This is a genomic window from Mesorhizobium sp. M0676, assembly GCF_040320535.1.
GTDB lineage: Bacteria > Pseudomonadota > Alphaproteobacteria > Rhizobiales > Rhizobiaceae > Mesorhizobium.
This window is the reverse complement of record NZ_JAMYPU010000027.1, coordinates 38,436-51,614: the sequence shown is the minus strand read 5'-3', so window position 1 is coordinate 51,614 and position 13,179 is coordinate 38,436. Positions and strand designations below refer to the sequence as shown.

Genomic DNA, 13,179 nt, shown 5'->3' with positions numbered 1-13,179 from the left:
GCAACGCGCGGCAGGGCTCAAATCATCCTTGCGGTCGCCATGCAAAGCACGGTGAGTACCAGCAGCCAGGCGGCGATGCGCTCGCCGCGTGCCATTTGGCTGCGCAGCGCCGCTTCCGTTGCGGCGTCCGCGCCGGCAAGCTGCCGGCTGGTCTTGCGGACGACGACGCTGAGAACGCCTGCAGCGGCGAAGGCGGCCAGGATGCCCAGCGCCAGCACCATTTCCATCGAGCCGAAATAGGCGCCGTGAAAGAAATACCAGAGCAGGGCGCCGGTCAAGAACACCATACCGGCCGAGCCCATTTGCGGTCCAATAAAGCGCTCCGCCCTGATCTCGGGGTCGCGGGCAAGCGTGATGGTGGTGCCGGCCCAGAACACACCGGCCATGACGTGAAGGCCGATAACGACGATGTAGACATATTGCATGACCGCTTCCTCCTTGCCCGCCGCCCGTCCTCGGATCCCTGTCGAATGCGGGATAATACGAACTCGGTAGATCGACACGCATGATAGTTAGGTATCAAATGGTTCGATGTCAATGTATAATGCCGCGTTCCATCGCTCGGCGCCTTGTTCTACTGTCGGCGCATGACTCCCTTTGACCGTCCGCCAATCGGCATGAATCTCGCGCGCACCTCCAAGCTGGTGGCGCAGGCCTTTGACGCCGCTTTGGTCGAGGCCGGCGGCACGCTGCCGGTGTGGCTGACCTTGCTTTCGGTCAAGTCGAGCGAGCTTGCCAACCAGCGCGAACTTGCCGGCATGATCGGCATCCAGGGCGCCACGCTCACCCACCATCTCAACGCCATGGAGGCGCAAGGCTTGCTGACGCGCCGCCGCGATCCGGACAACCGCCGGGTTCATCTGGTCGAGCTGACGCAGGCGGGCGAAACGATGTTCCTGAAGCTGCGGGCGGCGGCTCTCATCTTCGACAAGCGGCTGCGCGCGGGATTGCCGGACGACAGGCTGGCGGAGTTCGCCGAGGTGCTGGCGGCATTGCGGGCGAATGTCGCGCCGGCCAAATGACCGGCACCAGTGGGCAATAGTCTAGGCTAAATTGCCCTGAAGCACCTTCAGCTTGGCTTTCTTCGGGCTGCGCGCCAGCAGCCATTCGCGCGCTTTGTCCTGCGGCATCGGGAAGGCGATGGAATAGCCCTGCACCTGATCGCAGCCGATCGCCATCAGCGAATCGAGCTCGGCTTCGGTTTCCGCGCCCTCGGCGACGATCGAAATGCCGAGACCGCGCGCCAGCTCGGTGATGGCGCGCACGATCTTGGTGTTGTCGCCATTCTCGTTGATGTTCTGGACGAAGCGGCGGTCGATCTTCAGCCGGTCGATCTCGTTGGGATTGACGTGGCTGAGCGAGGCATAGCCGGTGCCGAAATCGTCGAGCTCAAGATGGACGCCGGCAGCGCGGATGTGGCGCAGCTTCGCCGCGATGCCCGTCTTCTCGTCGTCGAGAATGACGGATTCGACGATTTCCAGCGACAGCTTCTGCGGAGCAAGGCCGGCCTTTTCCAGCGTCGCGAACAGGAAGCGGTCGAAGTCGGGTTCGCGCAGCTCGGTGCCGGACACGTTGACGGCAAGCCGGCCGAAAGCGATGCCGGCGCGATCCCATTCGGCTGCTTGCTCGATCGCCTTGGTAAAGACGATGCGGCCGATCTCGGGCATGAAGCCGCATTTTTCGGCGACCGGAATGAACTCGCCCGGCGCAATCATGCCGCGCTCGGCATGCTTCCAGCGCACCAGCGCCTCGATGCCGCTGATGGCGCCGTTGCTCAGCGACACCTGCGGCTGGAAATAGACTTGGAAGGCGTTCTCCGAGATCGCGACCTTGATGTCGTGCTCGAGCTGCTTGCGGTAGTCTAGCTCGCGCCTGAGTTCCTCGGAGAAGAACGAGAAGCTGCCGCCGCCGAGCTTTTTGGCGGAATAGAGCGCGAGGTCGGCGTGGACGAGCAGATCCTCGGCATTGTCGGCGTCGATGGGATAGACGGCAATGCCGGCGCTGGCCCCTGGAAGGATGGTCGTGCCCTGGAAGGTAATCGGCTCGTTGATCTCCTCCAGGATGCGCCGGGCCAGCATGTTGATGTCCTCGGGGCCGCCGGCGCCATTGAGGATCATCACGAATTCGTCGCCGCCAAGGCGCGCGCAGAGATCCGACGCACGGCAGGAATCGCGCATGCGCTGCGCGGTGACGACCAGCACATAGTCGCCGGCGGCGTGGCCGAGTGTGTCGTTGATCTGCTTGAACCGGTCGAGGTCGAGCTGGATGACCGCCAGCCTCTCGCGCCGGCGATGCGCGCCCTTGATCAGCGTTTCGAAGTGGTCGGTCAGGAAGGTGCGGTTGTGCAGACCGGTCAGCCCGTCATGTACGGCGATGAAGGCCATCGAGTTGCGGGCATCGACAAGCTCGTGCGTCTTGCGCAGGATCGCCTTCGACATCGGCCGGAAGATGAAAAGCGCCACCAGGACGATGACGCCGATGGTGGCGTAGAACAAGGTGCGATGGAGATCGAGGAGCTTTTCCGACCGCTCGTCTGCGAATGCGGCGATGCGTTGGCCGAGCGCGGCATAACCCGACAGCGTCGCATTGGCGACGGAAGCATCGAGATTGACGCGCTCGCCGCCGCCCTTGTAGGCGGCATTGCCGGAGAGCTGGGATTCGAAGGACGAGATCAGCCTTTCGCCATTGGCGACCAGCCCGACCGAGAAATAGTCGAGGTGGAACGGCTTGCCGTAAAGGACGCTCTCGATCGACTTTGGATCGGACAATGCTGGCGACAGTGGGTCGGCTCCCGTCTGTTTGAGCAGCAGGTCGTAGTTCGTCTCGAACTCGGCGGTCGCCTGTTTCAGCGCGGCAACCAGGGCCGGCTGCTTGTCACGCGCGGCGGAGCCGGTTGCGCTGGTCAAAAAGACAATGCGCTGCGACAGCGCCTTCTGGGTGCTGACGATGTCGAGCAGAGTATGGTTGTGCTGTTGCGCCGCCATCATCTGCTGCAGCAGGATGAAGGAGGCCATCACCATGGCGGCGATGATCAGCAGCGCCAGCCAGTAGCCGCTCTTGATCAGCAGGATGAGTTTGCCCGAGACGGTTTGCGCCGGCTGCTGCGACATATTCTAGGTGACCCTCGGTCGACGGATTTCTGCCACCGATTCGTGGCAAGAACACCATTGCCTTGAAAGGGTTAACAGGTTTGGAAGCCGGCGGAACTGCTGCTTCCGCAGTAAACGAAAGCTGCTGAGATGGTTATCATGTTCTTTCGCGGCATGGCCGTATTCGCGTGCCTGCTACTCCAGCATGCTGGCCATGCGATCGGATCGCGCCAGGGTTGAGGCAGCCGCGCCACCGAAGCGGTCGCTTTTGCGGTGGATTTTTAGTGCGCGTAGCGCGACAGTCGCGCCAATCTCAACAGGACCTGATCCATGAGCGCGGCATTCCTCTCCCATATCGACAACGAACTGCAAGGGCTGAAATCCGCCGGGCTCTACAAATCCGAGCGGGTGATCACCTCGACCCAGTCGGCTGAGATCGAAGTCGGCGGCGACAAGGTGCTGAATTTCTGCGCCAACAACTATCTCGGCCTGGCCGACAGCTCAGAATTGCGCGATGCAGCCAAAGGCGCGCTGGACCGCTACGGCTACGGCATGGCCTCGGTGCGCTTCATCTGCGGCACGCAGGAAGAGCACAAGCAGCTTGAATCAACGATTTCATCATTCCTCGGCATGGACGACACCATCCTCTACGGCTCCTGCTTCGACGCCAATGGCGGCCTGTTCGAGACACTGCTCGGCGAGGAGGATGCGATCATTTCCGATGCGCTGAACCATGCTTCGATCATCGACGGCGTGCGGCTGTCGAAGGCCAAGCGTTTCCGCTACGCCAACAACGACATGGCCGATCTCGAAGCCCGGCTGAAGGAGGCGAAAGACTGCCGCTTCCGCCTGATCGCCACCGACGGCGTGTTCTCCATGGATGGCATCATCGCCAATCTTAAAGGCGTCTGCGACCTCGCGGAAAAATACGACGCCATGGTCATGGTCGACGACAGCCATGCCGTCGGCTTCGTCGGCAAAAACGGCCGCGGCTCGGCCGAGCATTGCGGCGTCGAGGGCAGGGTGGACATCATCACCGGCACGCTCGGCAAGGCGCTGGGCGGCGCGTCGGGCGGCTATACCTCGGGCAAAAGCCAGGTGGTCGACTGGCTGCGCCAGCGCTCGCGGCCCTATCTCTTCTCCAACACGCTGATGCCGGCGATCGCCGGCGCCTCGATCAAGGTTTTCGAGCTGATCCGAAATGGCGATGCGCTACGCGAGCGCCTCTATGCCAATGCGGCGCGGTTCAGGTCCGAGATGGGCAAGCTCGGCTTCACATTGGCCGGCGCCGATCACCCGATCATCCCGGTGATGCTGGGCGATGCCAGCCTGGCGCAGGAAATGGCGGCGCGCATGCTGAAGCGCGGCATCTATGTCATCGGTTTTTCGTTCCCGGTGGTGCCGAAAGGCCAGGCGCGCATCCGCACGCAGATGTCGGCGGCGCATTCCGCCGCCGACATCGACCGCGCCGTGGCGGCATTCGCCGCAGTCGGCAAGGAACTGGGCGTCATTGGCTGAGAGTTTTACCCTCCCCCATGTCGGGAGGGTCGACTTTCGACCGCTTGCGAAGCAAGCGGGCGGGAGGCGGGGTGGGGGTCTGCAGGGTCACGACCTCCGCCAGTTTTTTGACCCCCACCCGGCCCTTCGGGCAACCCTCCCCACAAGGGGGAGGGTAAGGAGTTGTAGCATGTCGAACATGATGAAGGCGCTGGTGAAGGCCAAGGCCGAGCCGGGTATCTGGATGGAAGAGGTGCCGGTGCCGGAGATCGGCCCCAACGATGTGCTGATCAAGGTCAAGAAGACCGCGATCTGCGGCACCGACGTGCATATCTACAATTGGGATCAGTGGGCACAAAAGACCGTGCCGGTGCCGATGGTGACCGGCCATGAATTCGTCGGCACCGTTGCCGATTTCGGCTCGGCGGTCACCGAATACAAGGTCGGCCAGCGTGTTTCGGGCGAAGGCCATATCGTCTGCGGCCATTGCCGCAATTGCCGCGCCGGGCGAGGGCACCTCTGCCGCAACACGCTCGGCGTCGGCGTCAACCGTCCCGGCGCCTTCGGCGAATATCTGGCGATCCCGCAGCACAATGTCGTGCCGATCCCCGACGATGTGCCCGACGAAATCGCCGCGATCTTCGATCCGCTCGGCAATGCCGTCCACACCGCCCTGTCCTTCGATCTCGTCGGCGAAGACGTGCTGGTCACCGGAGCCGGACCGATCGGCATCATGGGCGCGCTCGTTGCCCAATGCGTGGGTGCGCGAAAAGTCGTCATCACCGACATCATCCCGGTGCGGCTGGCGCTGGCCAAAAAGCTCGGCGTTCAGCATGTCGTCGACGCCTCGAAGGAAAAGCTTAGGGATGTCATGCCGGCGCTCGGCATGACCGAAGGTTTTGACGTCGGCCTCGAAATGTCGGGTGCGGCGCCCGCCTTTCGCGACATGATCGACACCATGAACAATGGCGGCAAGATCGCCATTCTGGGCATCGCGCCGACCGGCTTCGAGATCGACTGGAACAAGGTCATCTTCAAGATGCTGCACTTGAAGGGCATCTACGGCCGCGAGATGTTCGAGACTTGGTACAAGATGATCGCCTTGGTGCAGGGGCCGCTGGATGTATCGGGTCTGATCACGCACCGCATCGGGATTGATGATTTTCAGGTGGGGTTTGATGCGATGAGGAGCGGCAGTTCGGGTAAGGTGGTGATGGATTGGTGAGGGTGCGGCTGAGCGCTATCCGCTGGAAATGTCGGCGCGAGGCACCCCCCTCTGGCCTGCCGGCCATCTCCCCTGCAAGGAGGGAGATTGGCAGCTTTGACGCCTCGCCAACCTCTGCAACATTGGAGATTGGCGAAAGCCTTCGCGACATCTGATCTCCCCGCTTGCGGGGGAGATGTCCGGCAGGACAGAGGGGGTGTGAAGGATCACGGCGGAGCAGATTCTTTATTCACCCAACGCTCCCTCCAGCGCCGCCACGCCGCTCACAATCGCTGTCCGCTCCTCCGTGCTCAGCCTCTCCAGCAACTCCCGTTCAAACGCCTTCGCCAGCGGTACCATTTCGCCATAGGCCGCCAGCCCCGCCTTCGTCAGCGCCAGATGCTCCACACGTCGATCATTCTCGTCGGTTGTGCGTACCAGCCAGCGTCGCCGCTCGAGCTCGGCCACGGCGCGCGACACCTTGGTCTTGTGCATGGCCGACTGTTCGCCAAGCGCTGTCGCCGTCATGGTGCCGCGCTGTCCGAGCCCTGACAGCGTGCGCCATTCCGGCCGCGTCAGGCCGTGGCGGTCGCGGTAGATTTTTGAAAATTCGCGGCTGACGGCGTCGGCCAGCCGGTAGAGCCGATAGGGCAGGAAGGTTTCGAGTTCGAGGATTTCCATCTGCACCATGGATGCGGCATTCGCCCGTTGATAGTTACATTTTCGATGGTTACAAATGAAACCAGTTTGGTCAACATCGCCGGCAAGCAGCGCTTCGCGGGGCCGGGATCAGGGAGGATCGGATGACCTTTTCCTACATGCCGGGCTTCGGCAACGACTTCGAAACCGAGACGCTGCCCGGCTCGCTGCCGCAGGGGCGGAACTCGCCGCAACGGCCGGCTTACGGGCTCTATGCCGAACAGCTATCGGGCTCGCCCTTCACCGCGCCGCGCGGCACCAATGAGCGTTCCTGGCTCTACCGCATCCGGCCGAGCGTAAAACACACCGGCCGCTTCAAGGCAGCGAGCTATCCCTTGTGGAAGACAGCACCCAATGTCGGCGACCACGAACTGGCGCTCGGGCAGTATCGCTGGAACCCGGTGCCGATGCCGAGTGAGCCGACCGACTTCATCGCCGGCATGCGCACCATCACCACCGCCGGAGATGTGCTGGGCCAAAGCGGCATGGCCGCGCATGTCTATGTCGCCAACCGATCGATGGTCGACGATCATTTCTTCAATGCCGACGGCGAGTTGCTGGTCGTCCCCCAGGTCGGCGCCTTGCGCTTCGTCACCGAGATGGGCGTCATCGAGCTGCGACCCGGTGAGATCGCCGTGCTGCCGCGCGGTCTGGTGTTCAAGGTCGAGCTCGCCGACAAGGAAGTGCGCGGCTATGTCTGCGAGAATTACGGCGCCAAGCTGACGCTACCCGATCGCGGCCCGATCGGCGCCAACTGCCTCGCCAATCCTCGCGATTTCAAGACGCCCTGCGCCTGGTTCGAGGAGAAGGAGACGCCGTGCAGGCTGACGGTGAAATGGTGCGGCAATTTCCATGTCACCGAAATTGGCCATTCGCCGCTCGACGTCGTCGCCTGGCACGGCAATTATGCGCCCTACAAATATGATCTGGCGACGTTTTCTCCGGTTGGCGCCATCCTGTTCGACCATCCCGATCCGTCGATTTTCACGGTGCTGACGGCGCCGAGCGGCGAGGAAGGCACTGCCAACATCGACTTCGTCATCTTTCCGCCGCGCTGGCTGGTGGCGGAGGATACGTTCCGGCCGCCCTGGTACCACCGCAACATCATGAGCGAGTTCATGGGCCTGATCCGCGGCCAGTATGACGCCAAGGAGGAAGGTTTTGTCCCGGGCGGCATCAGCCTGCACAATCTGATGCTGGCCCACGGCCCAGACGCGCCTGGCTTCGAAAAGGCCTCGCGCTCCGAGCTGAAACCGGTCAAGCTCGACAAAACCATGGCCTTCATGTTCGAGACCCGATTCCCGCAAATGCTCACCCGCTACGGCGCCGAGCTTGAAACGAGGCAGGACAATTACATCGATTGCTGGACCGATCTGAAGAAGCGTTTCAACGGCACGCCGGAGGGCGACTGGTCTTGAGATCAGCCCGATGAACGACCGGCTGGTGCTTCTCGGCTCCAAGGGCGGCCCGGCGCTGCGGCCGGGCGGGCCGTGGCCGAGTTCGTCGCTGCTGGAACTGGGCGGGCGAACCGTCGTCGTCGATTGCGGGCTCGGCGTCACGCGCGGCCTGGTCGATTCCGCCGTCAGCCTGAAGGCGCTCGACCTGGTCTTCATCACCCATCTGCATTCCGACCATGTGCTGGAACTGGGCCCGTTGCTCCACACCGCCTGGACCGCCGGGCTCGCCAGCCCGGTGACGCTGTTCGGACCGCCCGGCACCGGCCAATACTGGCGCCGTTTCTGCCAGGCGATGGAGTTCGACATCGAAATTCGCATCGTCGATGAGGGCAGGCCGGACATTCGCGAAATGGTTTCGATCGTGGAATTCGGCGAGGGCGAGATTTTTGCGCAGCGCGGCCTGAAGGTCTCGGCACTGCGCGTCGACCATCCGCCGGTGACCGACTGTTTCGCGCTGCGCTTCGAGCATGGTGCGAATAGCGTCGTGTTCTCGGCCGACACAGCCTTCTTTCCGCCGCTCGCAGGCTTTGCCCGAAATGCCGACATTCTCGTCCATGAGGCCATGCTGGAAGAAGGCATCGAGCGGCTGGTCGCCAGGACCGGCAATGGCGCGCGGCTGAAAGAGCATCTGCTTGCCAGCCACTCATTTGCCGAGCAGGCAGGCCGCATCGCAAGCGATGCCGGGGTGAAGAGGCTGGTGCTCAACCACCTCATTCCGGCCGACGATGCCGAGATCGGCGAGGCCGACTGGGAGGCCGCCGTCAGGAAATCGTGGGCGGGTGACTTGACGATTGCCCGCGACGGCCTTGTTGTGAACTTAGACGGCGCCAAAGCCGCATTAGGAGAGGAAACCGCATGAAGCTTGCCACATTGAGGGACGGGACGCGCGACGGAAAGCTTGTCGTCGTCTCGCGCGACCTGACGCGCTTCACCGACGCCTCGTTCCTGGCGCGCACGCTGCAGGCCGCACTCGACGACTGGCAGCGGATTTCGCCGCACCTGGCGACGATCGCCGAATCGCTGGAGAACAATGCGGTGCCGTCGGCACGCTTCCATGAGCATGACGCCCAATCGCCGCTGCCGCGCGCCTATCAATGGGCCGATGGTTCAGCCTATGTGAACCATGTCGAGCTGGTGCGCAAAGCTCGCGGCGCCGAGATGCCGGCAAGCTTCTGGACCGATCCGCTGATCTACCAGGGCGGCTCGGATTCCTTTATCGCGCCGCGCGATCCGATCCGCGCGGCGGACGAAGCCTTCGGCATCGACATGGAGGCGGAAGTCGCCGTCATCGTCGACGACGTGCCGATGGGCGCCAGCCTCGACCAGGCGCGGGCCGCCATCCGGCTGGTCATGCTGGTCAACGATGTGACGCTGCGCGCGTTGACCGGCTCCGAACTCGCCAAGGGGTTTGGCTTCTTCCAGTCGAAGCCGTCCTCGGCTTTTTCGCCGGTGGCGGTGACGCCGGACGAACTCGGCGACGCCTGGGATGGCGGCAAGGTCAACCTGCCTCTGCTCGCCGACGTCAACGGCAAGCCGTTCGGCCGTGCCAATGCCGGCGTCGACATGACCTTCGACTTCCCGGCGCTGATTGCCCATGCCGCAAAGACACGGCCGCTGGTTGCCGGCACCATCATCGGCTCCGGCACCGTCTCCAACAAGCTGGATGGCGGGCCGGGCAAACCGGTGGCGGCCGGCGGCGCCGGCTATTCCTGCATCGCTGAACTGCGCATGATCGAGACCATCGAGTCTGGCGAGCCCAAGACGCCGTTCCTGCGCTTTGGCGATACGGTGCGTATCGAGATGAAGAATAAAAGCGGAAACTCGATCTTCGGCGCCATCGAGCAGAAGGTCGAGAAGTCCCAGGCATAAGAGGGGGCAATGCAATGACGGGCGAGGCGTTCTACCTGCTGGCCGGCGTCTGGGCGTTGGCCATTCTGGTGGTCTTCATCCAGGCGATCCGGCTGAGCTACCGCATCGAGGCGCGCTCGCCCGATCTGACCAACCGCAGCGGCTACCCGCGCAAGGCGATGATGTTCCACACCATCACCAACACCAATGTGGCGCGGGACGAGGAGACGCAGGCGATGCGGCGGCGCATGAACCGCCTTTTGCTGATCGTTGTCGCCGGCCTCGCGGTGATGGCGGCAGGCTTGTATCTGATGCGATCGACGGGAGCGTGAATGGCAGATGGCCTATACCGCTTCTTATCTTTGGTTTCTTGGGCTTTGCAGCGTCGCAACCGGCTGGCTTTTGATTTCCGCAATTCGGCTCTGCCGGCAGGTCGAGGATCGGTCTGAAAGGCTGCGTAATTTCAGCAGCGAGGCGCGCCTGCCGAGGCTTGTGTACGTCGCTTTGAACCGGGAAGTCGCAAGCGATGCAGGAACGCAAGAACTGCGCCGCGGTATGAACGCTCGTCTTCTGGGGATAACTGCCATACTCGTCATTCTGAAGTTGGTGGACTTGGTCGGTTGGCCAAGCGCATAACATGGATATTCTCACCCACTTCAGCCGCATGGCCGGCAACAATCTCTGGTCGAACGACCGGCTCTATCGCGCCGTGCTGCAGCTAAACCCCGGCGAATTCGAAGCCGAACGCACCAACTTCTTCCCGTCGATCAAGGCAACGCTCAACCACATCCTTGCGGTCGATCATCTCTATCTCGATTTTCTCGAAGAAGGCGGCGTCGGTGCGGCCGCCTATGACGACTACGTGCCGTTCGATGTGCCGCAGGCGCTGTTTGCCGCCCAGGTCGCAGCAGATCGACGCCTGATCGCCTTTTGCGAGAAGCTGTCGGAGGCGGATCTCGACCGTCAGGTCATCACCGACCGGCGCGAGGATGGCATGATCCCCGAAAAAATCGGCGACATTCTCGCCCATGTCTTCCTGCACGACATCCACCATCGCGGCCAGGTGCACGCGATGCTCTCCGGCACGTCAGTCGCGCCGCCGCAACTGGACGAGTTCTTGCTCGATTATGATTTGAAGGTGAGGAGGGAAGAGGTCGTGCGGCTGGGCCTCTGACCTTTATCTGGTGTACTCGTTCCATTCAGGGCCGAGTTTGTCGAAATCGTCAGAAATCCAAATCTTGCCCTTCAGGGCACCTATGCGCGACAACAAGTCTTCTCGAACTGGTGGCACGAGCCGCGCCGCGATCTTGCCGTGATGAGTGATGACTATCTCCTCGCCGGCCTCCGCGCGGCCGACGAGTTCCGATAGTTTGGCCTTTGCTTCGGTTATGGAGACGTTCACGGCTTGACCCTTGTGATCGAAATTTAGATCAAAGCCGATCGAGCCGCAAACGGGGTTTCAGGCCGCTTTCCCGTCGACCTTGATCACGCCGCGCTTGATCTGGTCCTGCTCGATCGACTCGAACAGCGCGCGGAAATTGCCTTCGCCAAAACCTTCGTCGCCCTTCCTCTGGATGAATTCGAAGAAGATCGGGCCGATCACGGTTTTGGAGAATATCTGCAGCAGGATCTTGGTCATGCCGCCGTCGACCACGCCTTCGCCGTCGATCAGGATGCCGTGCTTCTTCATCCGCTCGATCGGCTCGTCATGCCCGTTCACCCTGTTGTACGACATGTCGTAGTAGGTCTCCGGCGGACCGGGCATGAACTTCAGCCCATTGTCGGCAAGCTTGTCGGTGGCGGCGTAGATCTCGTCGGTGCCGACAGCGATATGCTGGATGCCTTCGCCATTGTACTTCTTCAGATACTCGGCGATCTGGCTGGTGTCGTCCTTGGACTCGTTCAGCGGGATACGGATCTTGCCGCAGGGCGAGGTGATGGCGCGGCTGACGAGGCCGGTGATCTTGCCGTCGATGTCGAAGAAATGGATCTGCTTGAAGCCGAACAATTCGCGATAAAAGTCCCACCATTTGTCCATCTGGCCGCGATAGACATTGTGGGTGAGGTGGTCGAGGAAATAGAAGCCGACGCCTTGGGGCCGCGGGTCGCGTTCGCCCAGCCACTCGAACTCGGCATCATAGGCCGAGCCCTTCTTGCCATAGGCTTCGATGAAATAGAGCAGTGAGCCGCCAATGCCGACAATGGCCGGCACGTCGAGCGCCTTGTCGTTGCCGTCGTAGGGCGTGGCGCCTTTCGATACCGCATGCTCGAACGCATGCTTTGCATCGACCACGCGCCAGGCCATCGAGGCGGCGCAGGGGCCGTGCTTGTCGACGAATTTCATCGCATGCGAGCCGGGCTCGGCATTGACGACATAGTTGATGTCGCCCTGGCGCCAGATGGTGATGTCCTTCGTGCGGTGCTTGGCCACCGCGACATAGCCCATGCGGGTGAACAGCTCGGCGAGCTTCTGCGGCTCCGCATGGGCGAACTCGACGAACTCGAAACCGTCGGTGCCGGCGGGGTTTTCCTTGCTGATCTTGGCGGGCGGGGCGTCGTGCGGAAAGGGACCCATGGCATTCCTCCAAACGGATGGTGGCCGCATCGGACCACGAGATGACGCATGATAGTGCGAAGCAACCGCACGGTGCTTGCATTCAAACGCTTGAAATGATCATCTCGTGCGCAATTCATGCATGATTGGAGATGAATCGATGAATGAAGCGCGCATCGATCAATTTGACCGCAAGATAATGGCTCTCTTGCAGGGCGACGCGCGGCTCACCAACAACGATCTCTCGGAGCGCGTGAACCTGTCGGCATCGCAATGCTCGCGCCGCCGCCAACGGCTGGAGGAGGACGGCTTCATCACGGGCTATCGCGCGGTGCTCGACCGCGACAAGCTTGGATTCTCGCTGGTCAACGTCATCTCGGTGACGCTCGCCACCCACAACCGCGACAATGCGCGGCGCTTCGGCGAATTGCTGGCGCGGCTGCCGGAAGTGCAGGAGGCGCACGCGCTGACCGGTGAGATGGACTACATCTTGAAAGTGGTGACCCCCGATCTGAAATCGCTGTCGGAATTCGTCAACGGCGTGCTGTTGCCGCACGACTCCGTGCAGCATGTAAAGACGGCGATCGTGCTGGAGACGCTGAAGGAGACCGGGGCGCTGCCGATCTAGTTTGAGAGAGTTTCAGTTGATACGTCGGCGGGACAGCACCCCCCTGGCCTGCCGGCCATCTCCCCCGCAAGGAGGGAGATCAGCAGCTTTGTCGACAGCGCTCATCCTGCAACGTCGGCGATTGGCGAAAAGCGAAGGCGACATCCGATCTCCCCCCTTGCGGGGGAGATGTCCGGCAGGACAGAGGGGGGTGTGAGGGATCG

General features: G+C 62.3%; 15 protein-coding genes. 10 read left to right on the top strand and 5 right to left on the bottom strand.

What is annotated here, in order from left to right; genetic code table 11:
• Positions 1-17: 17 nt before the first annotated feature.
• Positions 18-425: a hypothetical protein gene (locus NKI35_RS24925; protein WP_352741706.1), complete on the bottom strand. Its 408-nt coding sequence runs from the start codon at positions 423-425 to the stop codon at positions 18-20.
• A gap of 192 nt (positions 426-617) precedes the next feature.
• On the opposite strand from NKI35_RS24925, the gene NKI35_RS24920 reads away from it, so the two are divergent.
• Positions 618-1,022, top strand: coding sequence for a MarR family winged helix-turn-helix transcriptional regulator (locus NKI35_RS24920; protein ID WP_023672921.1), 405 nt, complete (start codon positions 618-620; stop codon positions 1,020-1,022).
• 21 nt (positions 1,023-1,043) lie between these two features.
• On the opposite strand, the gene NKI35_RS24915 is transcribed toward NKI35_RS24920, so the two are convergent.
• Positions 1,044-3,110, bottom strand: a complete 2,067-nt coding sequence (locus NKI35_RS24915) for a putative bifunctional diguanylate cyclase/phosphodiesterase (RefSeq protein WP_023672920.1) — start codon at positions 3,108-3,110, stop codon at positions 1,044-1,046.
• 309 nt (positions 3,111-3,419) lie between these two features.
• Here NKI35_RS24915 and NKI35_RS24910 point away from each other — a divergent pair, with 309 nt between their 5' ends.
• Positions 3,420-4,607 carry a glycine C-acetyltransferase gene (locus NKI35_RS24910; RefSeq protein ID WP_352741705.1) on the top strand — a complete coding sequence of 396 codons (1,188 nt, stop codon included), beginning with the start codon at positions 3,420-3,422 and terminating at the stop codon, positions 4,605-4,607.
• A gap of 169 nt (positions 4,608-4,776) precedes the next feature.
• Complete coding sequence (gene tdh / locus NKI35_RS24905; protein WP_352741704.1) at positions 4,777-5,811, top strand: L-threonine 3-dehydrogenase; 1,035 nt, start codon at positions 4,777-4,779, stop codon at positions 5,809-5,811.
• Positions 5,812-6,036: 225 nt separating this feature from the next.
• On the opposite strand, the gene NKI35_RS24900 is transcribed toward tdh, so the two are convergent.
• Positions 6,037-6,471, bottom strand: a complete 435-nt coding sequence (locus NKI35_RS24900) for a MarR family winged helix-turn-helix transcriptional regulator (RefSeq protein WP_352741715.1) — start codon at positions 6,469-6,471, stop codon at positions 6,037-6,039.
• Positions 6,472-6,593: 122 nt separating this feature from the next.
• Between NKI35_RS24900 and hmgA the strand changes: the two genes are divergently transcribed.
• From hmgA to NKI35_RS24870, 6 genes are read left to right on the top strand one after another with little or no spacing between them, the layout of a single operon-like run.
• Positions 6,594-7,907: a homogentisate 1,2-dioxygenase gene (gene hmgA, locus NKI35_RS24895; protein WP_352741703.1), complete on the top strand. Its 1,314-nt coding sequence runs from the start codon at positions 6,594-6,596 to the stop codon at positions 7,905-7,907.
• A gap of 10 nt (positions 7,908-7,917) precedes the next feature.
• Positions 7,918-8,805 carry an MBL fold metallo-hydrolase gene (locus NKI35_RS24890; RefSeq protein ID WP_352741702.1) on the top strand — a complete coding sequence of 296 codons (888 nt, stop codon included), beginning with the start codon at positions 7,918-7,920 and terminating at the stop codon, positions 8,803-8,805.
• Positions 8,802-9,815, top strand: coding sequence for a fumarylacetoacetate hydrolase family protein (locus NKI35_RS24885; RefSeq protein WP_352545925.1), 1,014 nt, complete (start codon positions 8,802-8,804; stop codon positions 9,813-9,815). Before NKI35_RS24890 ends, NKI35_RS24885 begins: the two co-directional genes overlap by 4 nt.
• A gap of 14 nt (positions 9,816-9,829) precedes the next feature.
• Positions 9,830-10,126 carry a hypothetical protein gene (locus NKI35_RS24880; protein ID WP_352545926.1) on the top strand — a complete coding sequence of 99 codons (297 nt, stop codon included), beginning with the start codon at positions 9,830-9,832 and terminating at the stop codon, positions 10,124-10,126.
• 7 nt (positions 10,127-10,133) lie between these two features.
• The gene (locus tag NKI35_RS24875; RefSeq protein ID WP_352545927.1) at positions 10,134-10,430 is read left to right on the top strand and encodes a hypothetical protein; all 297 of its coding nucleotides are present in this window, start codon (positions 10,134-10,136) and stop codon (positions 10,428-10,430) included.
• A 1-nt stretch (position 10,431) separates the two neighbouring features.
• Positions 10,432-10,968 carry a DinB family protein gene (locus tag NKI35_RS24870; RefSeq protein WP_352741701.1) on the top strand — a complete coding sequence of 179 codons (537 nt, stop codon included), beginning with the start codon at positions 10,432-10,434 and terminating at the stop codon, positions 10,966-10,968.
• A gap of 3 nt (positions 10,969-10,971) precedes the next feature.
• Here the strand turns inward: NKI35_RS24870 and NKI35_RS24865 are convergent, their stop codons facing one another.
• Both NKI35_RS24865 and hppD read right to left on the bottom strand, forming a co-directional pair.
• Positions 10,972-11,196, bottom strand: a complete 225-nt coding sequence (locus NKI35_RS24865) for a type II toxin-antitoxin system Phd/YefM family antitoxin (RefSeq protein WP_023672910.1) — start codon at positions 11,194-11,196, stop codon at positions 10,972-10,974.
• Positions 11,197-11,253: 57 nt separating this feature from the next.
• A complete protein-coding gene (gene hppD / locus NKI35_RS24860; RefSeq protein ID WP_023672909.1) occupies positions 11,254-12,369 on the bottom strand; it encodes a 4-hydroxyphenylpyruvate dioxygenase in 1,116 nt (371 codons plus the stop codon).
• A 139-nt stretch (positions 12,370-12,508) separates the two neighbouring features.
• Here hppD and NKI35_RS24855 point away from each other — a divergent pair, with 139 nt between their 5' ends.
• Complete coding sequence (locus NKI35_RS24855; RefSeq protein WP_023672908.1) at positions 12,509-12,976, top strand: Lrp/AsnC family transcriptional regulator; 468 nt, start codon at positions 12,509-12,511, stop codon at positions 12,974-12,976.
• The last annotated feature ends 203 nt before the right edge of the window (positions 12,977-13,179 follow it).